The sequence below is a fragment of the Actinocorallia herbida genome (assembly GCF_003751225.1).
Taxonomy (GTDB): Bacteria; Actinomycetota; Actinomycetes; order Streptosporangiales; family Streptosporangiaceae; genus Actinocorallia; species Actinocorallia herbida.
In genome coordinates, this window is sequence record NZ_RJKE01000001.1 from 3,572,958 (window position 1) to 3,596,541 (window position 23,584).

Below are 23,584 nucleotides of genomic sequence, written 5' to 3' on the forward strand. Positions count from 1 at the left end.
TATAGGGGGTAACTTAGCTCTGGGCGGATGATCGGAACGGAGTGCGCGGGATGGGAAAGGGAGGCTGCCGGTGGTGCGGCATGGGGGAAGGGCCCGGGTCGTCACGGTCCAGGAGATCGTGCGGGTGGGGCGTGAGCTGGGCCTGCGGCGGCTCAGCGTGAAGGCCGTCGCGAACGGACTCGACGTGTCCGCCGCGGCGCTGTACCGGCATGTGGAGAGCCGGTGGGAGCTGGAGCGCCTCGTCGGCGAGAGCCTGCTCGCCGGACTCGACCTGCCCGACGACCCGGCCGAGGGCCCCGAACGGCACCTGCTGTCGTTAGCGCTCCGGCTACGGGAGTACGCGCTGGCGCATCCGGGCCTCGCGGCCTACCTCCAGGTGCTGTTCCCGCGCGGCGAGGAGGGCATGCGGCTGCTCACGGCGGAGGTCGAGGCGCTGGGCCGCCGCGGGTACACGCCCGATGTCGCGGTGGTGCTGAGCGGCGCGGTGGCCTCCCTGGCGATCAGCCTCGCGGCGTCGGAGGAGAGCGACACCGCGGCCCGGCAGGGCGAGGAGTACGCCAGGGAACAGCGCACCGCCACGGAGCGCCTGCTCGCCGACGACCGGCTGGGCCCCGCGCACGCGGACCTGCCCCGGATGTCGACACCGGACTTCGTGCGGCTGCTGCTCGCGGCGTCGATCCGGGGCCTGGTCTCGGTGGCCAGGCCCGGCCGCCCCGTGCACGAGATCGTCGCGGACCTCTCCGGCGGCGGGGAGGGCGGCTGATGTCCCGCGGATTCCAGGGCGCGCTCATGCGCGGCCTCGGCTCACAGGACCACGAGGTCACGGTGGTCGAGTCCTTCCTGCTCGCGCCGAAGTTCCTGCGCGTCCGGATGAACGCGCCCGGCCTGCTCGCCGACCTGGACCCCGGACCGGCGGCCTACCTGCGGTTCTGGTTCCCCGACCCGGAGGGCTCGGACACCGAGTTCCAGCGCGGCTTCACCCTCACGGAGTGGGACCGCGACACCGGTGACTTCGCCGTCGACTTCGTCCTGCACGATCCGCCCGGCCCCGCGACGGTCTGGGCGCAGGCGGCGGGGCCGGGCACGACGGTCCCGGTGAGCGCGTTCGGCTCCAAGAAGTTCACCGTCGCCGACGAGGTGCCCGCCGGATACCTCCTGATCGGGGACGCGGCGTCCATTCCCGCCATCAACGGCATCCTCGGCGTGATCCCCGCCAAGACGCCCGTCGAGGTCGTCCTGGAGTGGCACGACGAGGACGACAGGCTGATCCCGGTCACCGCGCATCCGCGCGCGCGGGTGCGCTGGGTGCCGCGCGGGGACACGGCGTCCCTGAGCGAGGCGCTGGAAGCGCGCGACTGGTCGAACTGGTACGCGTGGGCCGCGGCCGAGCTGGGCTCCATCAAGCAGGTCCGGAACCGGCTGCGCAAGGAGTTCGGGTTCCCCAAGTCCGAGGTGCACGCGCAGGGCTACTGGATGCGGGGCAGCGCGCTGAGCACGCTGCGCCGCGACAGGAGCGCCGAGCGGCCGACGCCCGAGACGTCCGCCGCCGTACCTGAGCAGGCAAGGGCCGAGGTCCCGTCCTCCGCCGAGGGGGCTCCGGCCGAGGCGCCGTCCGGGGAGCCCGTGCGCGGCGCGTGGAAGGCGCAGGCGGCGGGCCGCCTGATCGCCCCGCTGAGGCCGACCCTCATGCTCGCCGGACTGCTCCAAGCGCTCGTCACCCTGGTCCAGCTCGCCCCGTTCGTCCTGCTCGTGGAGCTCTCGCGACGCCTGCTGGACGGTGCGGGACCGGACGCGCTGCGGGCCGTCGGCGTCACGGCGCCGGCCCTGCTCGGCGCGGGCACCGCACTGGGCGCGCTGCTCCTGCTGTGGCTGCACGGGGTGGACGCGCGGTTCGCGCGCGGACTGCGCGAGCGGCTGCTCGGCAAGCTCGCCCGGCTGCCGCTCGGCTGGTTCACCGCGCGCGGTTCGGGCGCGGTCAAGCAGCTCGTGCAGGACGACACCCTCGCGCTGCACTACCTGATCACCCACGCCGTCCCCGACGCCGTCGCGGCGGCCGTCGCCCCGATCGCGGTCCTGGCCTACCTGTTCTGGGTGGACTGGCGGATCGCGCTCGCGCTCCTCATCCCGGTGCTGGTCTACATCGTCACCATGGCGGTGATGACGGCGCAGTCCGGCGCGAAGATCGCCCAGGCGCAGCGGTGGGCGGAGCGCATGAACGGCGAGGCCGCCGAGTACCTGCGGGGCCAGCCGGTGATCCGGGTCTTCGGCGCCGCCGCCGAGGGGTACCGCCGGAGCCTCGACGGCTACATCGGCTTCCTGAACGACTGGCGGCGCCCGTTCATCGGCAAGAAGACGGTCATGGACCTGGCCACGCGGCAGGGGACGTTCCTGTGGCTCATCGCCGTGATCGGCACCCCGCTGGTCGTCGGCGGCCGGATGGACCCGGTGGACCTCCTGCCGTTCCTGCTGCTGGGCACCACGTTCGGCGCCCGCCTGCTGGGCGTCGGGTACGGGCTCGGCGGCCTGCGCGACGGGCTGCTCGCCGCGCGGCGCGTCCAGGTCGCGCTCGACGAGCCGGAACTCGCCGTGCGCGACGTCCCGGACGCGCCGGGGGAGGCCGTCGCGGGCCTCGTCGAATTCGACCGGGTGACCTTCGGCTACCAGCCCGGGGTCCCGGTGATCCACGACGTCTCGCTGACGCTGGAGCCGGGCACGGTGACCGCGCTCGTCGGGCCGTCCGGGTCGGGCAAGTCGACCCTCGCGGCTCTGCTCGCGCGCTTCCACGACGTCGGCTCCGGCGCGATCCGCGTCGGCGGCGGGGACCTCCGCGGCCTCACCTCCGACGAGCTGTACACCCGGGTCGGGTTCGTCCTCCAGGACCCGCAGCTCGTGCACGGCACGGTCCGGGAGAACATCGCCCTCGCCGTGCCCGACGCCGACCGGGCCCGGATCGAGCGGGCCGCCCGCGACGCGCACGTCCACGAGCGGATCCTCCGCCTGCCGCAGGGCTACGACACGGTGCTCGGCCCGGACGCGCAGCTGTCCGGCGGCGAACGCCAGCGCCTCACGATCGCCCGCGCGATCCTCGCCGACACCCCCGTGCTCGTCCTGGACGAGGCGACCGCGTTCGCCGACCCGGAGTCGGAGTACCTCGTGCAGCGGGCGCTGACCCGGCTCACCCGGGGCAGGACCGTGCTCGTCATCGCGCACCGCCTGCACACCATCACCGGCGTCGACCGCATCGTCGTGCTCGACCACGGCCGCGTCGTGGAAGCGGGCCCGCACACCGCGCTGCTCGTCGCCGACGGCAGGTACCGCCGCCTGTGGCGGGCGGGCGGACACGGCACTTCGAGGACCGAGGAGAGCGTCCGATGATCCGCACCCTGGTGGGGCTCCTTCCCGGGGACCGACGCGGCCGCGCGGTGGTCCACACGGTCCTGACCGTGGTGAGCGTGGCGCTGCGCGCCGCCGCGGCGGTCCTGCTCGTGCCCCTGGTCGGGGCCCTGTTCGGCGACGACCCCGGCGCCGCGTGGCCGTGGTTGGGCGCGCTCACCGCGGTCACCGTCGCGGGCTGGACGACCGACGTGATCGTGGCGCGGATCGGCTTCGACCTCGGCTTCGCGCTGCTGGACCGCACCCAGAAGGACGTCGCGGACCGGCTCACCCGGGTCCGCCTGACCTGGTTCACCGTGGCGAACACCGCGAACGCCCGGCAGGCGATCGCCGCCACCGGACCGGAACTCGTCGGTCTCGTCGTCAACCTGCTCACGCCGCTCGTCGGCGCGACCCTGCTGCCGGTGGCGATCGCGCTGGCGCTGCTGCCGGTGTCGTGGCAGCTCGGGCTCGCCGCGCTGGCCGGCGTCCCGATCGTGCTGGGCGCCTTCTGGGGAGCGGGCGCGATCGGCCGCCGCGCCGACCGTGCGGCGGCGGAGGCCAACGGCGCGCTCACCGAGCGGATCTTCGAGTTCGCCCGGACCCAGGAGGCCCTGCGCGCGGCCCGCCGGGTGGAGCCGGCCCGCAGCCACACCGGGGCCGCGCTCGCCGCCCAGCACGGCGCGACCGTGCGGCTGCTGCTCCTCCAGGTGCCCGGCCGGCTCCTGTTCGGGCTCGCGGCCCAGCTCGCGCTCATCCTGCTGGCGGGCACCGCCGCGGTCCTCGCCGTGCGGGGCGACCTCGACGTGCCCGAGGCCATCGCGCTCATCGTCGTCGTCGCCCGCTACCTGGAGCCCTTCACCGTGCTCGGCGAGCTCGCCCCGGCGATCGAGAGCGTGCGCGGGACGCTCCGCCGGATCCGCGCGGTGCTCGACGCGCCCGTCATCCCCGAGGGCACGGCCGCCGCGCGGGCGACCACCGCGCCCCGGATCGAGTTCCAGGACGTGGTGTTCCGCCACGGTCCGGACGAGGAACCCGTCCTGGACGGCCTGAACCTCACCCTGGAGGCGGGCCGGCTGACGGCGATCGTCGGCCCGTCGGGATCGGGGAAGAGCACGATCCTGGGCCTCGCCGCCGGCCTGTACGAGCCGGAACGCGGGCGCGTGCTCGTCGACGGGATCGACCTCGCGACCTTCGACGCCGACACCCGCCTGTCGCTGGCGAGCGTGGTGTTCCAGCACCCGTACCTGTTCGACGGCTCGATCCTGGAGAACGTCCTCAGCGGCCACCCCTACGCGGAGGAAGGGGCGTTCACCCGCGCCCTCACCCTCGCCCGCGTCGACGACCTCGTCGCGCGCCTCCCCGACGGGCTCGACACCCCGGCCGGCGAGGCGGGAGCCGCCCTGTCCGGAGGGGAGCGCCAGCGCGTCGGCATCGCGCGGGCCCTCCTCAAGCCCGCTCCGCTCCTCCTGGTCGACGAGGCCACCAGCGCCCTGGACACCGAGAACGAGACCGCCGTCGTCCAGGCGCTCACCGCCGATCCCGAGGCCCGCACCCGCCTGGTCGTCGCCCACCGCCTGTCCGGCATTCGCCACGCCGACCGCGTCCTGTTCCTCGACGACGGTCGCGTCATCGAGGAAGGCACCGTCGACTCCCTCCTCGCCGCGAACGGCCGCTTCGCCCGGTTCTGGCGCCACCAGTCCGACACCACCCACTGGCAGCTGACCCCCGCTCCCTAGGCGAGGCGCCACCCGCGCCGGGCCGCCCGAGGACCCTCGACGGCCCGGCGCCCGCCGATGAGGGCCCCGCGCACCGGTGCCGGCGCTTCCCGAGAATGCGTCGTCGGCCGCCGGCCGCCGGCCGGAGCGTCCACGGGCGCGCCGGACCGCGTGGTGTCCCTCCGTGAGGGACCGGGGCGTGCCCAGGTGAGCGGCCCGTGTTCGCAGAGGGCGACCGCGCTAGGCGTGGTCCTGTGCCGTGCCCGTGATGACGGCGTACGCCTCCGCGAGGTCGCGGAGCTGGGCCGTGCTCGATTCGGCCTGCTTGCGGGAGATGTACTCCGCCCGGCCTTTGATCGCCTTGAGGATCGCCAGGCGCGTCTCGTCCCGCGCCCTCTGCTCGCTGCTCGTCACCGCCATGCCCGCACACTACGGCCCGCCGTCGTGGCCGAGGGGTCACCGTACGGGTTCCGTTCTCATTGCCCGGCGGGGGTGCCCGAGGCCGCGCCTGTGCCGGTGCGAAGGGTATGGGCTTGGTCACTTGACGCGATTCGGGGCGTGAGTTGGGGAGTTGGTGGGCATTTGTCCGGCATATCGACTTTGGGTGTTGAGAGAGATGCAGGAGAGACCGGAATCCGTCGCCGTCGGAGTAGAGGAGGAGTTCCACCTGGTGGACCTGCGGACGCGGCGGCTCGTGCCGCGCGCGGACGCGGTGCTGGAGAGGTTGCAGGCCGAGCGGTTCTCCACCGAGCTGCAGCGGTCGGTGGTGGAGACGAACTCCAGGCCGTTCGTATCGCTCGCGGACCTCGCGGAGGATCTCGCGGCGCTGCGGCGCGGGGTCGTGGAGCAGGCCGAAGGGGCCGGGCTGGGCGCGGTGGCGGCGGGAACCGTCCCGATCGTCGACATGGAGGCGCTCGACGTCACGCCCGACCCGCGCTACGAGAACATGCTGGAGGAGTACCAGCTGCTCGCGCGCGAGCAGCTGATCTGCGGGACGCAGGTGCACGTCGAGGTGCCGGACCGTGACCTCGCGGTGCGGGTCGCGCACCGGGTCGCGCCGTGGACGCCGGTGCTGCTGGCGCTGTCGGCGTCGTCGCCGTTCTGGCTGGGGGAGGACTCCGGCTACGCCAGCGCCCGGACGCTGCTGTGGTCGCGCTGGCCGACGACGGGGCCGCCGCCGCGGGTGGAGAGCGCGCAGGAGTACGACGACCTGATCGCCGACCTCATCCGGACGGGCGTCATCACCGATCCGGGGATGATCTACTACGACCTGAGGCCGTCCTCCCACCTTCCGACGCTCGAGCTGCGCATCCCGGACTCGTGCCCCCGTGTCGAGGACGTGACCCTGCTCGCCGGGCTGTTCCGGGCCCTGGTCGTCGCCGCGCTCCAGGATCTCGAGGAGGGGCGGCCGCCGATCCGGTCGCGGTCGGAGCTGGTCCGCGCGCAGACCTGGCGGGCCGCCCGCGAGGGACTCGAAGGCGAACTCGTCGATCCGGTCGGCGGGCGGCCGTTCGCCGCGGCGCTGGTCGTGCACCGGCTCCTGGACCGGCTCAGGCCCGTCCTGGAGGAGAACGGGGACTGGGACCTGGTCGCGGAGCTCGCCCACGCGTCGCTGGAGCGGGGCAGCTCGGCGGCCAGGCAGCGCGCCGCGTTCGCGGCCGGCGGGCTGGAGGAGGTCGTCGACCTGCTCGTCGCCGAGACGCGCATGCACACCGAGAGCGGGCCGGAGAAGCCGCGCACCCGGGTGATGGAGATGCTGCGGGGCTACGACAGCTCCGCCGACGAGGCGATCGTGTTCGACCGGACGGCCCGCCGCCCCTATGGCCTCGTCCTGACCGCGTTCGACCGGCTCGGTCCCGAGGGCGTCGCCGCACGGGAGGACCGCCGCGACGAGGTCCAGCGCGGGCTCGGCATGTTCTTCCGCACCGGCGACGCCGAAGACCGGCTGTTCCCCTTCGACCTGTTCCCCCGGATCGTCGCGGGCCAGGACTGGGGCGCGGTCTCCACCGGGCTCGCCCAGCGCGCCAGAGCCCTCGAGGCCTTCCTCGACGACGCCTACGGCGATCGTGAGATCGTCAAGGACGGCGTGGTGTCCGCCGCACTGATCGACTCTTCGCCCGGGATGCGGCCGGAAGGGCGGCTGGTCGTGCCCGGGGTGGTCCGGTGCGCGGTGACCGGCACCGATCTCGTCCGTACCAGCGCGGGCCGCTGGTACGTGCTGGAGGACAACCTGCGGGTCCCGTCGGGCATCGGGTACGCGATGGCGAACCGGTGGCTCGCGGCGCGGGTGCTGCCCGAACTCGTCAGGGCGGCGCCGACGTCCTCGCCGCGCCGGGCGGTGGCCGTTCTGCGGGAGGCGCTGACGCACCAGTCGCGGGCGCTCGCGCTGGTGAGCGAGGGCCCGGCGGACGCGGCGTTCTACGAGCACCGGCTGCTGGCCTCCGAGCTCGGTGTGCCGCTGGTCGTCCCGGGCGACCTGCGGGTGGACGCGCGGCACCGGGTCTTCGCGGGCGACGTCCCCGTCGAGGTGCTGTACCGGCGGATCGAGGAGGCCGACCTGTTCGCGGCGGTCCCCGGCCTCCGGGACGCGCTCGCCGAGGGGACGCTGACCCTCGCCAACGCGCCCGGCAACGGACTCGCCGACGACAAGGCCCTGTACAGCTACGTTCCCGACTTCATCTCCTATTACCTGGACGAGACGCCGATCCTGGACAACGTGCCGACCTTCCTGTGCCGGGAGCCCGACCGGCTCGCCGAGGTGCTGGACCGGCTCGCCGAACTCGTCGTCAAGCCCGTCGACGGGTACGGCGGCAGGGGCGTCGTGATCGGCCCCGACGCGTCGCCCGCCGAGCTGGCCGAGGTCCGGGCCCTGATCACCGCGGATCCCGCGGCCTGGATCGCGCAGGAGACGATCGAGCTCTCGACCCACCCGACCTTCGCGGGCGGGCGGCTGGAACCCCGGGCCGTCGATCTGCGGGCCTTCGTGTGCATGGGCGCCGAGACCGAGGTGGTGCCGCTCGCCTTGACGCGGGTCGCGGAGGCGGGCAGCCGGATCGTCAACTCCTCGCGCGGCGGCGGCTCGAAGGACACCTGGCTTCTCTCCTGAGGACGAAAGGACAAAAAGTAAAATGTGTGGCTTTTGTGGTGAAATCCGATTCGACGGCAACCCCGCCGACGTGGACGCCGTGGCGCGGATGAACACCTGCCTGGAGTCCCGCGGTCCGGACGGCTCCGGCGTCTGGGCGTCCGGCGGGTTCGCGCTCGGACATCGGCGGCTCAAGATCATCGACCTGTCCGACCGGGCCGCCCAGCCGATGATCGACAGCGAGCTCGGCCTCTCCGGCGTCTTCAACGGCTGCGTCTACAACTACAAGGAACTGCGCGATGAGCTCCAGGCCGACGGCTACCGGTTCTTCTCCACCTCCGATACCGAGGTCCTGCTCAAGGGCTACCACCGGTGGGGGCGCGACTTCGTCTCCCATCTGAAGGGCATGTTCGCCTTCGCCCTGCGCGAGCGCGACACGGGCGTGGTGATCCTCGGCCGCGACAGGCTCGGGATCAAACCCCTTTACCTCACTCGGTCGCCGGACCGCCTGAGGTTCGCCTCCACCCTTCCGGCGCTGCTGGCGGGCGGGGGAGTGGACACCTCCCTCGATCTTGTGGCTCTGCACCACTACATGACGTTCCACTCGGTCGTCCCCGCGCCCCGGACGATCCTGGCCGGGGTCGAGAAGCTGCCCGCCGCGACGGTCCGGACGGTCCAGCCGGACGGCTCGTTCGAGGACCACGTCTACTGGCGGCCCTCCTTCACCCGGCATGTGGACCTCCCCGAGGAGGAATGGCCCGGGGCCGTCCTGGAGTCCCTGCGGACCGCCGTGGCGCGCCGGATGGTCGCCGACGTGCCCGTCGGGGTGCTCCTCTCCGGTGGGATCGACTCCAGTCTGATCGTCGCGCTGCTCGCCGAGGCGGGCCAGCACGGGCTCGCCACCTTCAGCATCGGCTTCCAGGCCGCGGGAGGGGAATCGGGCGACGAGTTCGAGTACTCCGATCTCGTGGCCCGCGAGTTCGGCACCGACCACCACCGGATCCACATCGGCGACGACCGCCTGCTCGGCGCCCTGCACGGTGCCGTCGGGGCGATGAGCGAGCCCATGGTCAGCCACGACTGCGTGGCCTTCTACCTGCTGTCGCAGGAGGTGTCGAAGCACGTCAAGGTCGTCCAGTCCGGGCAGGGCGCGGACGAGATCTTCGCCGGATACGACTGGTATCCGCCGCTCGCCGGAACCCCGCGAGGGCGGGCCGCCGAGGACTACGCCAAGGTCTTCTTCGACCGGCCGCACGCCGATCTCGCCGGCCAGCTGAGCCCCCGGTACCTGGGCGAGGATCACAGCACCGCCTTCGTGCGGGCCCGTTTCGCCGAGCCGGGCGCCACCGAGGCCGTCGACGCGGCCCTGCGGCTGGACAGCACGGTCATGCTGGTCGAAGACCCCGTGAAGCGCGTCGACAACATGACCATGGCCTTCGGGCTCGAGGCCCGCACGCCGTTCCTCGATCACGAGGTCGTCGAACTGGCCGGAGCCTGCCCGCCCGCTCTCAAACTCGCCCAAGGCGGCAAGGGCGTGGTGAAGCGGGCGGCCCGGGGCGTCGTCCCGGACGCGGTGATCGACCGGACCAAGGGCTCCTTCCCCGTCCCGGCGATCCGCCACCTTTCCGGTCCCTATCTGGATCTCGCCAGGGAGGCGCTGACCGACCCGGCCGCCAAGGCGCGCGGCCTGTTCGATGAGGACTATGTCACCCGGCTTCTGGCCGCGCCGACCGAGCACCGCACCACGCTCGGGGCGAACGCGTTGTGGCAGCTCGCGCTGCTCGAGCTGTGGCTACAGAAGCATGGGATTTAGCGGTCTATCCTGCGTGTGGAAGCAGTCGTCAACGTCTCGGGGGAGGCCGCATTGTGCCGTCATTTCGTCTGGCTGGGAGTCGAACGCACGGTCGAGGACCTCGTCCTCAAGCCGGCCTACGGGCTGCCCCGGCAGGCCGATAGGCCCCGCTGGCAGCACATCGACCTGATCAACCGCGACGGCTTCGGCATCGGCTGGTTCGCCGCCGACGGCCATGCCGTCACCTACCGGCGCACCGGCCCGTTCGAGGCGGACCCGGACTTCCCGGCCTTCGCCGCCGAGGTCCGCGGCACCTGCGTCGTGGGCGCGGCGCGCGGCGCGAGCCCCGGCATGCCGATCGAGGAGGCCGCCACCGCGCCCTTCACCAACGGCAAGGCGCTCCTCTCCTTGAACGGCCACCTGAACGTCGCCCTCGCCACCCACCTCCACGACCCGTCCTACGTCCCGGAATCCACCTGCGACGCCGCCTTCCTGGCCCAGCTCCTCTGGCAGCGCCTGGACGCGGGCACGGCCCTGGTGGCGGCGGTCCCCGACCTGGTCCGCGACATCGCCGCGAACGACTCCAACGCCTGCCTCAACCTCCTGGCGACCGACGGCTCCGTGGTCGTCGCCACCACCTGGGGCGAGACCCTCTGCTACCGCGAGGCTCCCGAGGGCGTCATCGTGGCCAGCGAACCCCACGACTACGAGCCCCACTGGGTCACCGTCCCGGACCGCCACCTCCTGATCGCCACGCCCACCGGCGTCAAGGTCACCGCCCTCGACCCCGTGGCCGCCCCCGCCCTCACCGACCCGGTCTGACCGGTCCGCGCGCGGGCCCTCCCCTGATCGACAGGGGGACGGCCCGCGCGGCGTCGTGCATTTTTGTGATCCTCTCATATGCGGGTGCCCTCGTTCGGGTATCAACCATTCGGCATGGTTTCCGAATGGAGGTGAGCGAGCATGCCGGACACCCCGTGAGACCTCCGGAGATCATCGTCCGGATGAGGGCCGGATCAGCGGTCCGAGGGCTGGTCGAGAACCTGGGTGTCGCGCTGGAGCCGCTGTACCCGGGCGTGGCCGACCCCGAGATGGCGACGTGGTACCACGCCGTCCTCAGCGAGAGGGCCGACGCGGACGCCGTCGTGGAAAGGCTGCTCGACCAGGCAGATGTGGCATCGGCATATGTGAAACCGCAGGCGAGCGCGCCGTGACAGCGAGCGGGGGGCCACGATGGCGGAAAGGTCAATGGCCGGGCAGGGAAACGAAGGCCACGCGGAACGGACGACTTATGGAAGCGCCGAACTGATCTGTGTGACGAAAGCCGATTCGGATGTGCGGATAACCCCGCGGGAGGCGTTCTCCCCGAGAGGGGAGAACGTCCAGGGCCTGCACGAGCTGGCGTCGTCGCCGGACGTCGTGATGACCCCGCTCTTCGGGGCCGACGCCGAACGCCTGCGTGGCCGGTCGGCCGAGGCGAGCCCGAACGGTGAGGTGGACGTCGCCACCGAGAACCTCGACCGGATGGCGCGCTGCTACCACGTGGACGCGCCGGAGTCCCGCTTCGCGGAACTGGCCGACCGGCTGATGCGGCTGGAGGTCGTAGAGGCCGCCTACGTCAAACCGCGGAGCGAACTGGCCCGCGTCATGGAGGACGAGCGGACGACCGAGGCGATCAACGAGATGCTCCCGGTCGTCGGCGAGGCCCCCGCGGTGACACCCGACTTCACGTCGCACCAGGGCTACCTCGGTGCGGCGCCGGCCGGAGTGGACGCGGCTTTCGCGTGGACGCGGCCGGGCGGCAGGGGCACCGGGGTGCGGATCATCGACTGCGAGTGGGGCTGGCGCTTCAGCCATGAGGACCTGGTGCAGAACCAGGGCGGGGTGATCGCCGGGACGAACAGCAGCGACAGCAACCACGGCACGGCGGTCCTCGGCGAGATCAGCGGCGACGCCAACACGATGGGGATCACGGGAATCTCCCCGGACGCGGTGATCAGCGCGTCCTCGTTCTCCGAGCCGACCGCGACGGCGATCAAGTCCGCGGCGGACCGGCTGTCTCCGGGGGACATCCTGCTGCTGGAGATCCATCGGCCGGGGCCGCGCGCGACGGGCTCAGGCCAGCAGGGCTTCATCGCGGTCGAGTGGTGGCCCGACGACTATCTGGCGATCCGGTACGCCGTGAACAAGGGCGTGATCGTTGTGGAGGCGGCCGGCAACGGCGCCGAGAACCTCGACGACACGGTCTACGACGCCCCGGCGGCGGGGTTCCCCGCATGGTGGCGGAATCCGTTCCGGCGTGACGGGCTGGACGCGGGTGCGGTGCTCGTCGGCGCGGGCGCGCCGCCGCCCGGAACCCACGGCCGCGACTGGGGACCCGACCGGTCCCGGCTCGACTTCTCCAACCACGGGGCCTGCCTGGACGCCCAAGGGTGGGGCCGGGAGGTGACCACCACCGGGTACGGGGATCTTCAGGGCGGTATGAACCCGGACTTCTGGTACACCGACCGCTTCAGTGGGACGTCGAGCGCGTCGCCGATGGTCACCGGGTCGCTGGCGTGCGTGCAGGGTGTCCTCAAGGCCGCGGGGCGGGTTCCGCTGTCCCCCGCGCGCGCCAGGGAGATACTGCGCGCGACGGGCGCGCCGCAGCAGGACGCGCCAGGACGGCCCGCCTCCCAGCGCATCGGCAACCGTCCGGACCTGCGCGCCCTCATCCCGATGGCGTTGCGGACCCAGCAGTGGGGCGGGGTGCAGTTCCACGGCACCCTCGCGGCCGGACAGACCGCCCGCTGGTTCACGCACAGCTGGCCCGCGCACTGGCACGTCGTGTGGACGGTCGTGCCGACGAGCCCGCAGCCGGGCGCGCCGCAGCTGACGTGGCGGGTCAGGACCGAGCGGTCGAGTGACAGGTTCGCGGCCTACTGGATCGACGTGACCAACAAGACCGGAGCGCCGGTGGACTTCGAGGCGCGTTTCGACGTCCTCGGCTGGTGAAGGGAGAAGAGCATGCGCGTGGGCACGCAGTTCACCGGGGCCCTCGGCCCCGGGCAGACCGGCCAGTGGTTCACCCACAGCTGGCCCCAGGATTGGCACGTCACCTGGAACTTCATGCCGACCACCCCGCAGCCCGGTGGCCCGCAGATCGAGTGGGAGGTCGACGTGGAGCGCGCGTCGGCGACGTCGGTGACCTACTGGTTCACCGTCAAGAACCTAGGGTCCGCGCCGACGGACTTCGAGGCGCGGTACGCCGTCCTGAACTAGGAGAACCCCATGCACGTGAACATCACCATCACCGATGCCGGGCGCCCGTCAGAGGGGCCGGATTCCTGGGGCGCGGGGACGCCGTCGGCCGTCGAGGTCCTCGACGGGGGTCCCGCGCCCGCCGGACCGCCGGAGCAGGCCGCGGACCGCGATCGCTCCTTCGGCACACCGCTGCTGCGGGCCATGGACGCCGGAGCGGCCCCGTCTCCGAACTGAGTTCGAGTGGAGCGGGCCGCCCGCCCTGGCGAGCGGCCCGCGGAGGGCACGGAATGTCGGCGGGGGGTTCCTAGGATCGGGTCGTGCGGGGCAAGGGGTTCGTTTTGGCGGTCTCGAAGAGGTGGCGGGAGCACGGCCTGACCCGCCCCGGGCGGCTTCGGCCTGGTCCCGGACTCGCTCGTCGGCGGTTTCGGGGTCGTCGGCTGCGGCTTCGCCCGCCGGGGCGTCGAAGGTGAAGGTCGCGGGCCGGTCTTCTCAGTTGTTGTTGGTGCGGTGGAGGGCGGGTTCGACGAACCAGAGCCAGCCGGCGAGGAGGACGATGCCCGCAGCCGTCAGGGAGGGGAGCGGGCCTTCGAAGAGGTGGGCGGTGACGAGCCAGGTGGCGGAGGTCATGGAGAGGGCCAGGGCGGCGGTGCCGATGAGGCCGTAGAGGTTGGCGCGGCGGACCAGGTCCTCTTTGAGGCCCTGGCGGAAGAGGATGCGGTGCTGGGCCACGGGGGCGATGAAGAAGAGGGAGGCCAGGGCGGCGGAGACGAGGGCGAGGTAGAAAAGGGTGCGTTCGCCTGTGGAGACGTCCTTGAAGCCGGCGGAGAAGGGGACGGTCAGCAGGAAGGCGAAGAGGACCTGGACGCCGGTGACGGCGACGCGGATGCCCTGGAGGAATTCCACGAAATTGCGGTCGGCGCGTTCCGCCGGGGTCTCGTTGACCTTCTCGTCGGGGAGTTCTCGGGTCACGGGGGCGGCTCCGGGGGCAGGCGGTGGCTACCTCTTCCTATTGCCGGGAATGCCAGAAAGATTCCTCTTGGGGGGATCTTGATGTCCCGACCGGCCCGCGGACAGGCCGGTCGGGCGGGGTCACACCAGTGAGGCCAGGTAGGGGCGCCAGCCGCCGAACGAGGTGATGTCGGCGGCGTCGGTGAGCGCGGAGGGCTCGCAGAGGAAGCCCGGGACCGACGTGCCGTCGGCGAGTTCCACGCTGCCGAGGGCCATGGGACGGGGGAGGGCGGCCAGGAAGGCGCCCAGGCCCTCCGGAGGCAGGGCCCACACTTCGGCTTCGATGGCGGAGCCGTCTTCGGGGACCCGGACCAGGCCGGGCTTGGGCGGCTCGGTCGCCAGGGCGTAGAGGCGGTAGGCGGGGGCGGTTCTGACGGACCGGGAGAAGCGGGCGCCCAGGGCGAGGAGCTGGCCGTTCAAGGGCTGGCCGGTCAGGTGGGCGCCGACTACGGCGATCCGGGCGGAGGGGGTGAGAAGGGCGGCGACGCGGGCCAGCCGGTCGTCGGTGTGGGCGGGGCCGATCAGCATGACGCCGAAGGGAAGGCCCGAGACGTCGCCCGCCGGGACCGCCACCGCGGCCAGGCCGAAGAGGTTCGTGGAGTTGGTGAACCTGCCCAGGCGGGCGTTGGCGCCGAGCGGGTCGGCGGCGACGTCGGCGAGGGTGGGGTGGCCGGGCGCGGTGGGGAGGAGCAGGGCGTCGGCGTCGGCGAGGGCCGCCATGGCGCGCGAGCGCAGGGTCGCCAGGCGTTCCCGGTCGCTGTAGAGGCGGTGGGCCGGGACGTCGCGGGAGCGCTGGACGATGCCGGTGACGGTCGGATCCAGGCCGTCGCCGCCCTTCTCGGCCTGGGCGTCGATGAAGGCACCGACGGCGGTGTAGCGCTCGGCGACGAAGGCGCCCTCGTAGAGCATCGCGGCGGCCTCGGTGAAGGGGACGAGGTCGATGGGCTGGAGGATCGCTCCGGATTCCTCCAGCCGGGCCGCCGCGCGCTGGAAGGCGTCGGTCCATCCGGCGTCGAGTTCGCCGAGCTGGGCGAGGTCGGGGACGGCGACGCGCCACGGGCCAGGGGCACGGACCGGTGCCGCGCCCGCGGAGACGACCATGTGGGTGAGGGCCTGTTCGGCCTCGGGGAGGGTGCGGGCGAAGACGGTCACGCAGTCGAGGCTCGCGCAGGCCGGGACGACCCCTTCGGTGGGGACGAGTCCGCGCGTCGGCTTGAGCCCGACGATGCCGTTGAAGGCGGCCGGGACGCGGCCGGACCCCGCGGTGTCGGTGCCGAGGGCGAGGTCGGCGATGCCGAGCGCGACGGCGACCGCGGATCCGGAGCTGGAACCGCCGCTGATGCGCGACGGGTCGACGGAGTTCCGGACCGCGCCGTAAGGCGAGCGGGTGCCGACGAGGCCCGTCGCGAACTGGTCGAGGTTCGTGGTGCCGATGACGAGCGCGCCGGCCGCGCGGAGGCGGGCGACGACCGGGGCGTCACGGTCGGGGAGGTAGGCGTACGACGGGCAGCCCGCCGTGGTCGGGAGCCCGCCCACGTCGATGTTCCCCTTGACCGCCAGGAGCCGCCCGGCCAGCGGGAGCGAGGGGTCGAGCGCCAGCGCCTCGGCCTCCACGTCGGCCTGCGGGCGCAGGTCTATCCAGATCTCCGGGCGGTCGACCTTGGCGATGCGGTCGTAGGCGGCGCGGACGCGCGCGAGGATGCGTTCGGTCATCGATGGACCCTTTCGGTGGTGCGGGCCGGGCGGGCCGCCCGCTGACGGGGCGGGCGGCCCGCCCGGCTGGGATGTGCCGCCATCGCGGGCGGGGTGCTCAGACGGGCGGGCCGAGGACGATCAGGGGGGTGCCCGCCTCGACCTGGCCGCCGGGGGCGGCGAGGACCTCGGTGACGACGCCGTCGCAGGGGGAGTGGACGGGGGCCTCCATCTTCATGGCCTCAAGCACGAGGAGCGGGTCGCCCGCCTTGACGGTGGCGCCGGGCGAGACCGCGACCTGCCAGACCGACGCGGCGAACTCGGCCTCGACCAGGTGCCCGCCCTCGGGGACGGTGATCTCGGCGGGAGGCGGGGGCGGCGCGGAGGCGGCCTCGGCACGGGCGAACTCGCCCGCGGCCTCCCACGCGTCGCGCTCGGCGCCGAACGCGGCGGCCTGCCGCGCCCGGAACTCCGCGATGGACCCGGCGTTGCCGGCGAGGAACCGCTCGTGGTCGGCGAGCGCGAAGACGCCTTCCTCGATGTGCGGGGTGAACCGGCCCGCCGCCATGTCGGCGCGCAGTTCCAGCAGCTCCTCGGGCCCGACCTCGTACCATTTGATCCGGTCGAAGAACCGCAGCAGCCAGGGGTCGCCCTCCGGCTGCCAGCTCGACCACACCTGCGTGGTCCGCCCGACGAACTGGTATCCACCGGGTCCTTCCATCCCGTAAACGCACAGGTAGGCGCCGCCGATGCCTACGGAGTTCTCCGCCGTCCAGGTGCGTGCCGGGTTGTACTTGGTGGTGACGAGCCGGTGCCGCGGGTCCAGGGGGGTCGCGACGGGCGCGCCCAGGTAGACGTCCCCGAGCCCGAGCACGAGGTATTCGGCGTCGAAGACCGTCCGGAACACGTCGTCGACGGACTCCAGCCCGTTGACGCGCCGGATGAACTCGATGTTCCACGGGCACCACGGCGCGTCGTCCCGCACCCCGGCCATGTACCGCGCGATGGCCTCGCGCGTCGCCGGGTCGTCCCACGACAATGGCAGGTGGACCGTCCGCGACGGCACCACGAGCTGATCGCTCGGCGGCAGCCCCGCCTCGATCTCCCGCGCCAGATCGAGCAGCGCCTCCGGTGCGACGGCGTCCGGATCGAACTTGATCTGGAGGGAGCGGATCCCGGGCGTCAGGTCGAGCACGCCGTCGATCCCCGCCGCGACGACCGCCTCTTGGAGCGCGTGCACCCGCATCCGCAGCGCGAGGTCGAGTTCCATCTCCCCGAACTCCACGAGGAGGTTGTCGTCGCCGCTGCGCCGGTAGGTGACGTCGCCGCGACGGTCCAGCACCCCGCCGTCGGCGATCGCCGCCCGGTCGGCGACGGGCCGGGCCTGGGGCGTCCGGCGCAGCGCGCCGGCGGCGGCCGCCGTGAGCGGCACGAACCGCAGCGTGTCCCCGGGCCGGAGCTGCCCGAGTTTCCAGCGCTGCCCCGACGCGATCGTCGCCGGGCACACGAACCCGCCGAGTGATGGCCCGTCCGGTCCGAGCAGCACGGGCATGTCGCCCGTGTAGTCCACGGCGCCGACCGAGTAAGGCGTGTCGTGGATGTTCGACGGGTGCAGCCCCGCCTCGCCGCCGTCCTTGCGCGCCCACCGGGGCTTGGGCCCGACGAGCCGGACCCCGGTCCGCGCGGAGTTGAAGTGGACCTTCCAGTCCGCGGCGTAGAAGTCGCGGATGTCGTCCTCGGTGAAGAACTCGGGCGCGGCGTGCGGCCCCTCGACCGCGCCGAGCTCCCACTCCCGCCCGAAGACGGGCCGGTCGGCTTCCGGTACGCAGGCCCCGGCGTCGTCGGCGGTCCCGCCGCGCAGCACGTCGCCGGTCCTCAGCGCCCGCCCGCCGTGCCCACCGAACCGGCCGAGCGTGAAGGTCGAGGCGCTGCCCAGGAACTCGGGCACGTCCAGCCCGCCGCCCGCGAACAGGACGTACGTCCGCAGTCCGTGCTCTTCGGGCGCGTCGATCCGGAGCGTCGCTCCCGCCGGAACGGTGACCGGCGCCCACTGCGGCACCGGCGACCCGTCGACGCTGACGGGCGCGGGAGCCCCCGTCACGCACACGGTCGTCGCTTGGGTGAAGCGCAAGGACGGCCCCTGAAGGGTGCACTCCAGGCCGGGCACCCCCTCAGGGTTGCCCAGCGCGCGGTTGCCGAGCCGGAACGACAGATCGTCCATCGGACCGCAGGGCGGCACGCCGACCTGCCAGTACCCGGTCCGTCCCGGCCAGTCCTGCACGGTCGTGAGGGTCCCGCCGGAGACGACCTCGACGCGCGGGGTCGGATCGGCGACCTCGGCCAGCGTCGCCGTCGAGTGGGAGGCGGCCTTGACGTCCGGGTGGGCGAGCGCGGCGCGCACGAGCCCGAGGTTGGTCTCGATGCCGTCGACCCGGCTCGCCGCGAGCGCCGCGTCGAGCCCGGCGAGGGCCTCCTCCCGGGACGCGCCGTGCGCGATGACCTTGGCGAGCATCGGATCGTAGGAGGTCGTCACCTCGGTCCCCGTCCGCACCCAGGAGTCGACGCGGACGCCGACGGGGAACGCCACGCGCGTCAGCCGGCCCGCACTGGGCCGGTGGTCGCGCGAAGGGTCCTCGGCGTATACGCGGGCCTCAACGGCATGCCCCCGCGCAGCCCCCGGCTCCCGGACGACCCCGGTGTCGCCCTGCGCGAGCCGCAGCATCCACTCCACGAGGTCGACCCCGTAGATCTCCTCGGTCACCGGGTGCTCGACCTGGAGCCGGGTGTTGACCTCGAGGAAGTAGGCCTCTTCCCGCGCCGCGTCGTAGACGAACTCGACGGTTCCGGCGGACCGGTACCCGACCGACGCGCAAAGGCTCCGCGCCGCCTCCGCGAGCTCCGCCCGCACGTGCGCGGGCAGCCCCGGTGCGGGCGCCTCCTCCACGACCTTCTGGTTCCGCCGCTGAAGCGAGCAGTCCCGGTCCCCGAACGTGACGACCCGCCCCGCCCCGTCGCCGAACACCTGCACCTCGACGTGCCGGGCCTGCTCCACGAGCCGTTCGAGGAAGACGCCGGCCGAGGAGAACGACGCCGCGGCGACCCGCTGCACCCGCTCCCACGCGTCGGCCAGCTCCGCCGCGCCGCGGCAGGCGCTCATCCCGATCCCGCCGCCGCCCCCGGTCGCCTTGAGCATCACGGGATATCCGATCCGCCCGGCGGCCTCCAGCGCCTCCGGCAGATCGGCCAGAAGCCCCGTCCCGGGCGCGAGCGGCACCCCCGCGGCCTCGGCCGCGGCCCGCGCGGTGTGCTTGGCCCCGAACAGCTCGAGCTGGTCCGGGGTGGGCCCGACGAACACGATCCCGGCCTCGGCACAGCGCCGGGCGAACTCCGCGTCCTCCGACAGGAATCCGTATCCCGGGTGGATCGCCCCGGCGCCGGTCTCGGCCGCCGCCTTGAGCACCAGCTCCACGTCCAGGTACGACTCCTTGGCGGGCGCCGGCCCCAGCCGCACCGCCTCGTCCGCCAGCCTGACGTGCTCGGCGTCCCGGTCCGGGTCGGAGAACACCGCGACCGTGCGGATTCCCAGACGCCGTGCGGTGCGGATGATCCGGGCGGCGATCTCGCCCCGGTTGGCGACGAGCAGGGTGTCGAAGCTCATGCCGTGGCCCCGTCGGTGATCGTCATCTCGACGGGAGTCGGGTCGAAGCCGTTGCACGGGTTGTTGATCTGCGGGCAGTTGGAGACCAGGACGAGCACGTCGGTCTCCGCGCGCAGGACGACCTGGAGCCCGGGGGAGGAGATGCCGTCCACGATCCCGAGCGTCCCGTCGGCCTCGACGGGCACGTTCATGTACCAGTTGATGTTCGACACGAGGTCGCGCTTGCCGAGCCCGTACTTGGCGCCCTCGGCGAGGAAGTTGTCGACGCAGGCGTGCTGCGACCAGGTGTGGTGCCCGTACCGGAGGGTGTTGGACTCCTTGGAGCAGGCCCCGCCGACGGTGTCGTGCCGCCCGCAGGTGTCCGCGACGACCGTCATCAGCGGCGTGTGCTCGTTGGACAGGAGCACCGAACCCGTCGTCAGGAAGATGCCGCCCTGGCCGTGGATCGTGTCGGGCGCGCTGTACCGGACGGTGGTGTCCCGGGCGTCGTAGACGAGGAAGTCGACGGCCTGGTTGCCGTGCAGGTCGGTGATGGTGAGCAGGTTCCCGGCCGGGACGATCGCGGACCAGGCGGCGCGGGCCGGAACTGTCGAGGTGGTCTCGGTCGGAACGGTCATGCGAGCCCCCGGGCGGTGTGGAAGTCCGCGGTGTTGAGGAAGGCGCGGCGGCCTTCGGGACTCGCCTCCCAGAGCGGGTCGCCGGGCGCGGTGGCGCGGCCCTTCCAGGCGAGCACTTCGAGCGGCGTGCTGGTGTACTCCGGGCGAGGATCGGCCGGGTGCGGGACGTTGGCGATGAGGACGGTCAGATCCTGCTCGGCGCGCAGCGTGAGCGACGCCCCCGCGCCCGCGGATCCGGTGAACTCCAACGCGCCGTCCTCGCCGACCCGCACGCCCTGGAAGAACGACAGGGACGGTGGCAGGTCGCGCGGCTCGAGCCCGTTCTTGAGCGCGGCGAGCTTGAACAGCTCGCGGCCGGCCGGGCTCGCGGACTGCGGAGTCCCGTCGCCGTACCTCGCCGTGTTGCGGACGAGCGTGGAGGTGCCGCACAGCGCGTCATGGCGGCCCGAGGAGTCGGCCACGACGGAGGCGAGCACCCGGCCCTGGTCGGAGAGCAGCAGCTTGCCTTCGCCGAGGTAGGCGTTCCACTGCACCTTGACGGTGTCGGCGACGTTCAGCCGCTCCCACGGCCGGTCGGCGACGAACAGGAGCAGATGCGCGCAGGCGTCGCCGCGCAGGTCGGTGAGCCGCAGCTCGGTGCCCCTGGCGAGGGCCCTGTGCGTGTAGTTGCCGCCCGCCACGGTCTCCGCCCAGACCAGGGGACCGGCCTCCCGGGGCGGGTCGGGCCATGCGGTGGCGGGGACCACCGGCATGGCCTCGGCCTGCGCCCCTTCCTGCGCACGGGCGTGGTCCCGTGCGCCGAACGTCGTCGCCGTCTCCATCGCTCGACCTCCTCAAAGCCAATTTCTGTCGCACGACAGAAACTAGGTGGGCGGAGCTTCCGGGCGATTGCTCCCTCGTTACGGTGATATTGCTGGATCCTCACCGGCATCGCCGTCCGGCTCCCGCCCTGCGGCGATGTGGCACGATCGGGCCATGAGCACCACGGGCAGACGGGTGGGCAGGCCCCGCGCGGAGCGGCGTCCCGACAGCGGGCTGTCCGCGCGGGAGGAACTGCTGGCCGCCGCCGCCGAGCTGTTCACCGTGCAGGGGTACGCCGCGACGTCCACGCGGGCCGTCGCCGAGCGCTCCGGGATGCGCCAGGCGTCGATGTACCACTACTTCGGCGGCAAGGAGGATCTGCTCGCGGTGCTGCTGGAGGGCACGGTCAGGCCGTCGCTCGACCTCGCCCGCGGTCTGCTCGCCGCCGAAGGGTCCGCCGAGGCCCGGCTGTGGCAGCTGTGCCGCTCCGATGTGGTGCTGCTCTGCGGCGGCCCGCACAACCTGGGCGCGCTCTACCTGCTGCCCGAGGTGCGCACCGAGCGGTTCGCCGGGTTCGCCCGGATGCGCCGGGAGCTCAAGGAGGCGTACGGGCGGCTGCTCGCCGACGCCGCCTGCTGCACGGCGCTCGACGCGGGCGAGGTCGCGGTCCGCACCGACCTCGTCTTCGGGCTGATCGAGGGCGTCATCCTCATCCACCGCTCGGACCCCGACCGCCCCGTCGAGGCCTTCGCCGCCGCCACGGCCGATGCCGCCCTCAGGGTGGCCGGGGCGCGCGAGGAGGACCTCGCCGAGGTCCGCGCCCGGGCGGCGAAGCTCGCCCAGGGCTGAGGACCCGGAACGGCGAAGGACCCGGAACGCCCGCACGGGGTTCCGGGTCCCTGCCTGGTCCTAGTCGGCGACGGCCGCGGCCGGGACGACGGCGCGGCGGCGCAGCGTCCGGTACACGGCCCCGATCACGACGGTCGCGCCGACGAAGAGCACGGTGAACCACTGGAAGTACCAGTGCCCGCCCGCCGGGTCGTACACGGCGGCCCGCGGCCACGCCAGGTTGACGGTCATGAACAGCCCGTAGACCAGGGCGAGGACGTTGATGGGGAGCCCCCACCGGCCGAGGGAGAACAGTGGCCGGCCCGTCTCGTCGGTCCCGGTCTCGGTGCCCCACGCGCCGCGCAGCCTGCGCACCAGCATCGGCCCGGTGACCATCGCGTACGCCAGGTACAGCATGGCGATACAGGTGGTTCCGATGGCCAGGAACGCCTCGGGTGAGGCGAGGTTGAGCAGGCAGAGCCCCGCCGCGACCACGCCGACGACGATCGCGGGCGCGGCGGGCATGCCGGTCCGCGGGGAGACCCTGGCCAGCGGGCCGGAGGCCGGGAGGACGCCGTCGCGGGCCATGGAGAACAGCATCCGGGTCGCCGAGGTCTGGATCGCCAGGGTCGCGACGGTGACGGCCACGGCCACGTCGACGAGCAGCGCCTTGCCGACGCCCGAGCCGAGGCTGCTGGTCAGCACGTAGGACAGGCCCTCGGTGGCCAGGCGCCCGTCGTCCAGGCTGGGCGCGGCGAGCAGGCCGCCGAACACCATCAGGGTCGCGAGGACGCCCGCCGCGATCAGCGCGATGAGGATCGTGCGCGGCGCGGTCCGGCGCGGGTTGCGGGTCTCCTCGCTCATCTCGCCCGCGCTGTCGAAGCCGATCAGCACGTAGGCCGCGGCGAACGAGCCGACCAGCAGCGCGCCGAGCGCGCCGCCCTCGCCGCCGGTGTGCAGGGTGACGCCCCCGCCCCGCTCGGAGTGGGTGAGCAGCAGGACGATGATGAGCACCGCGCCGATGATCTCCGCGGTGACGCCGATCCGGTTGACCGTCGACAGGACCCGGTTGTCCAGCACGTTCACGATCGTGGTGAGCACGAGCAGGACGACGGCGAGGATCGCGGCGTTCGCGGCCCCGGTCGCGGTCGTCGGCGCGGGGTCCCCGCCGACGAGCTGGAAGCCGCTCCAGATCGCGGGCAGCACCACCTGGAGGGCGAGCGCGGCGGCGGCGACCACGACCATCTGGCCGATCACCATGATCCAGCCGGCGAACCAGCCGAAGACCTCGCTGCTCAGCCGGGTCGACCACTGGTAGATGGCTCCGGAGAGCGGGTAGCGCGCGGCGAGTTCGGCGAAGCACGCGGCCACGAGCAGCTGGCCGATGAGGACGGCGGGCCACGTCCAGAAGAACGCGCCGCCGCCGAAGGCGTATCCGAAGGCGAAGAACTGGAAGACCGTCGTGAGGACGGAGATGAAGGAGAAACCCGCCGCGAACGAGGCATAGCGCCCCATGCTGCGGTGCAGTTCCTGGCGGTATCCGAACCCTGCGAGGGCTGCGGCGTCGTCCTTCCCGCCGGCCGGGGCGGGCGGCGGTGGCGCTGTTGCGGTCATGGCGGCGGCTCCCGTCTCGTCATTTCTGTCAAGCGACAGAAATAACCCCGCCCTGTTTCCCCCCGATGTCCGTGCCGTATCCACCTCGGATCCACCTCCTCACCGCGCGGATGGCGGCCGGAACCGGGAGAGCCGCTCGCATCCGCAGAGGGCCTC

At 73.0% G+C, this 23,584-nt stretch carries 18 protein-coding genes; 11 read left to right on the top strand and 7 right to left on the bottom strand.

The annotated features are described in order from the left end of the window. Positions 1-70: 70 nt before the first annotated feature. The 3 genes from EDD29_RS16625 to EDD29_RS16635 are packed head-to-tail and all read left to right on the top strand — an operon-like array spanning position 71 to position 5,111. Positions 71-763, top strand: coding sequence for a TetR/AcrR family transcriptional regulator (locus tag EDD29_RS16625; protein WP_246052808.1), 693 nt, complete (start codon positions 71-73; stop codon positions 761-763). Then, positions 763-3,375, top strand: coding sequence for an ABC transporter ATP-binding protein/permease (locus EDD29_RS16630; protein WP_123665282.1), 2,613 nt, complete (start codon positions 763-765; stop codon positions 3,373-3,375). The genes EDD29_RS16625 and EDD29_RS16630 overlap by 1 nt, the downstream gene beginning before the upstream one ends. Continuing rightward, positions 3,372-5,111, top strand: coding sequence for an ABC transporter ATP-binding protein (locus tag EDD29_RS16635; RefSeq protein ID WP_123665283.1), 1,740 nt, complete (start codon positions 3,372-3,374; stop codon positions 5,109-5,111). The genes EDD29_RS16630 and EDD29_RS16635 overlap by 4 nt, the downstream gene beginning before the upstream one ends. A 219-nt stretch (positions 5,112-5,330) precedes the next feature. Here the strand turns inward: EDD29_RS16635 and EDD29_RS16640 are convergent, their stop codons facing one another. Beyond that, complete coding sequence (locus tag EDD29_RS16640) at positions 5,331-5,510, bottom strand: hypothetical protein (protein ID WP_123665284.1); 180 nt, start codon at positions 5,508-5,510, stop codon at positions 5,331-5,333. Between the two features lie 196 nt (positions 5,511-5,706). Between EDD29_RS16640 and EDD29_RS16645 the strand changes: the two genes are divergently transcribed. The 7 genes from EDD29_RS16645 (at position 5,707) to EDD29_RS16675 (ending at position 13,444) form a co-directional block, all read left to right on the top strand. Then, positions 5,707-8,196, top strand: coding sequence for a carboxylate--amine ligase/circularly permuted type 2 ATP-grasp protein (locus EDD29_RS16645; protein ID WP_123665285.1), 2,490 nt, complete (start codon positions 5,707-5,709; stop codon positions 8,194-8,196). A gap of 22 nt (positions 8,197-8,218) precedes the next feature. Next, positions 8,219-9,988 (top strand): N-acetylglutaminylglutamine amidotransferase, encoded by a 1,770-nt coding sequence (locus EDD29_RS16650; protein ID WP_123665286.1) that lies wholly within the window; start codon positions 8,219-8,221, stop codon positions 9,986-9,988. Between the two features lie 15 nt (positions 9,989-10,003). Further along, positions 10,004-10,789 carry a class II glutamine amidotransferase domain-containing protein gene (locus EDD29_RS16655; protein WP_211359752.1) on the top strand — a complete coding sequence of 262 codons (786 nt, stop codon included), beginning with the start codon at positions 10,004-10,006 and terminating at the stop codon, positions 10,787-10,789. A 125-nt stretch (positions 10,790-10,914) separates the two neighbouring features. Beyond that, complete coding sequence (locus EDD29_RS16660) at positions 10,915-11,181, top strand: hypothetical protein (protein WP_123665288.1); 267 nt, start codon at positions 10,915-10,917, stop codon at positions 11,179-11,181. 121 nt (positions 11,182-11,302) lie between these two features. Further along, positions 11,303-12,961 carry a S8 family peptidase gene (locus EDD29_RS16665; protein WP_246052812.1) on the top strand — a complete coding sequence of 553 codons (1,659 nt, stop codon included), beginning with the start codon at positions 11,303-11,305 and terminating at the stop codon, positions 12,959-12,961. A gap of 12 nt (positions 12,962-12,973) precedes the next feature. Next, positions 12,974-13,228 (top strand): hypothetical protein, encoded by a 255-nt coding sequence (locus tag EDD29_RS16670; protein WP_123665289.1) that lies wholly within the window; start codon positions 12,974-12,976, stop codon positions 13,226-13,228. Positions 13,229-13,237: 9 nt separating this feature from the next. Next, positions 13,238-13,444, top strand: a complete 207-nt coding sequence (locus EDD29_RS16675; RefSeq protein ID WP_123665290.1) for a hypothetical protein — start codon at positions 13,238-13,240, stop codon at positions 13,442-13,444. A 255-nt stretch (positions 13,445-13,699) separates the two neighbouring features. Here the strand turns inward: EDD29_RS16675 and EDD29_RS16680 are convergent, their stop codons facing one another. The 5 genes from EDD29_RS16680 to EDD29_RS16700 all read right to left on the bottom strand — a co-directional run bounded on the left by EDD29_RS16680 (position 13,700) and on the right by EDD29_RS16700 (position 21,006). Beyond that, positions 13,700-14,179, bottom strand: coding sequence for a DUF6328 family protein (locus EDD29_RS16680; protein WP_123665291.1), 480 nt, complete (start codon positions 14,177-14,179; stop codon positions 13,700-13,702). A gap of 120 nt (positions 14,180-14,299) precedes the next feature. Beyond that, positions 14,300-15,931, bottom strand: a complete 1,632-nt coding sequence (locus tag EDD29_RS16685; RefSeq protein WP_123665292.1) for an allophanate hydrolase — start codon at positions 15,929-15,931, stop codon at positions 14,300-14,302. Positions 15,932-16,028: 97 nt separating this feature from the next. Continuing rightward, entirely contained in the window at positions 16,029-19,568 is a 3,540-nt protein-coding gene (uca, locus tag EDD29_RS16690; RefSeq protein ID WP_123665293.1) for an urea carboxylase, read from the bottom strand. Then, a complete protein-coding gene (locus EDD29_RS16695; protein ID WP_123665294.1) occupies positions 19,565-20,185 on the bottom strand; it encodes an urea amidolyase associated protein UAAP2 in 621 nt (206 codons plus the stop codon). Before EDD29_RS16695 ends, uca begins: the two co-directional genes overlap by 4 nt. Then, positions 20,182-21,006 carry an urea amidolyase associated protein UAAP1 gene (locus tag EDD29_RS16700; protein ID WP_123665295.1) on the bottom strand — a complete coding sequence of 275 codons (825 nt, stop codon included), beginning with the start codon at positions 21,004-21,006 and terminating at the stop codon, positions 20,182-20,184. Before EDD29_RS16700 ends, EDD29_RS16695 begins: the two co-directional genes overlap by 4 nt. A gap of 154 nt (positions 21,007-21,160) precedes the next feature. On the opposite strand from EDD29_RS16700, the gene EDD29_RS16705 reads away from it, so the two are divergent. After that, the gene (locus EDD29_RS16705) at positions 21,161-21,835 is read left to right on the top strand and encodes a TetR/AcrR family transcriptional regulator (protein ID WP_123665296.1); all 675 of its coding nucleotides are present in this window, start codon (positions 21,161-21,163) and stop codon (positions 21,833-21,835) included. Positions 21,836-21,895: 60 nt separating this feature from the next. Here EDD29_RS16705 and EDD29_RS16710 read toward each other — a convergent pair whose 3' ends face one another. Next, a complete protein-coding gene (locus EDD29_RS16710; RefSeq protein WP_123665297.1) occupies positions 21,896-23,428 on the bottom strand; it encodes an amino acid permease in 1,533 nt (510 codons plus the stop codon). Positions 23,429-23,584: the final 156 nt, after the last annotated feature.

Bases quoted from the DNA above. Each gene is read 5' to 3' on its own strand.
- EDD29_RS16700 (WP_123665295.1), bottom strand. From the start codon at position 21,006: ATGGAGACGGCGACGACGTTCGGCGCACGGGACCACGCCCGTGCGCAG.
- EDD29_RS16675 (WP_123665290.1), top strand. From the start codon at position 13,238: ATGCACGTGAACATCACCATCACCGATGCCGGGCGCCCGTCAGAGGGG.
- EDD29_RS16695 (WP_123665294.1), bottom strand. From the start codon at position 20,185: ATGACCGTTCCGACCGAGACCACCTCGACAGTTCCGGCCCGCGCCGCC.
- EDD29_RS16670 (WP_123665289.1), top strand. From the start codon at position 12,974: ATGCGCGTGGGCACGCAGTTCACCGGGGCCCTCGGCCCCGGGCAGACC.
- EDD29_RS16635 (WP_123665283.1), top strand. From the start codon at position 3,372: ATGATCCGCACCCTGGTGGGGCTCCTTCCCGGGGACCGACGCGGCCGC.
- EDD29_RS16710 (WP_123665297.1), bottom strand. From the start codon at position 23,428: ATGACCGCAACAGCGCCACCGCCGCCCGCCCCGGCCGGCGGGAAGGAC.
- EDD29_RS16685 (WP_123665292.1), bottom strand. From the start codon at position 15,931: ATGACCGAACGCATCCTCGCGCGCGTCCGCGCCGCCTACGACCGCATC.
- EDD29_RS16630 (WP_123665282.1), top strand. From the start codon at position 763: ATGTCCCGCGGATTCCAGGGCGCGCTCATGCGCGGCCTCGGCTCACAG.
- EDD29_RS16660 (WP_123665288.1), top strand. From the start codon at position 10,915: ATGGAGGTGAGCGAGCATGCCGGACACCCCGTGAGACCTCCGGAGATC.
- EDD29_RS16650 (WP_123665286.1), top strand. From the start codon at position 8,219: ATGTGTGGCTTTTGTGGTGAAATCCGATTCGACGGCAACCCCGCCGAC.
- EDD29_RS16705 (WP_123665296.1), top strand. From the start codon at position 21,161: ATGAGCACCACGGGCAGACGGGTGGGCAGGCCCCGCGCGGAGCGGCGT.
- EDD29_RS16645 (WP_123665285.1), top strand. From the start codon at position 5,707: ATGCAGGAGAGACCGGAATCCGTCGCCGTCGGAGTAGAGGAGGAGTTC.
- EDD29_RS16640 (WP_123665284.1), bottom strand. From the start codon at position 5,510: ATGGCGGTGACGAGCAGCGAGCAGAGGGCGCGGGACGAGACGCGCCTG.
- uca (WP_123665293.1), bottom strand. From the start codon at position 19,568: ATGAGCTTCGACACCCTGCTCGTCGCCAACCGGGGCGAGATCGCCGCC.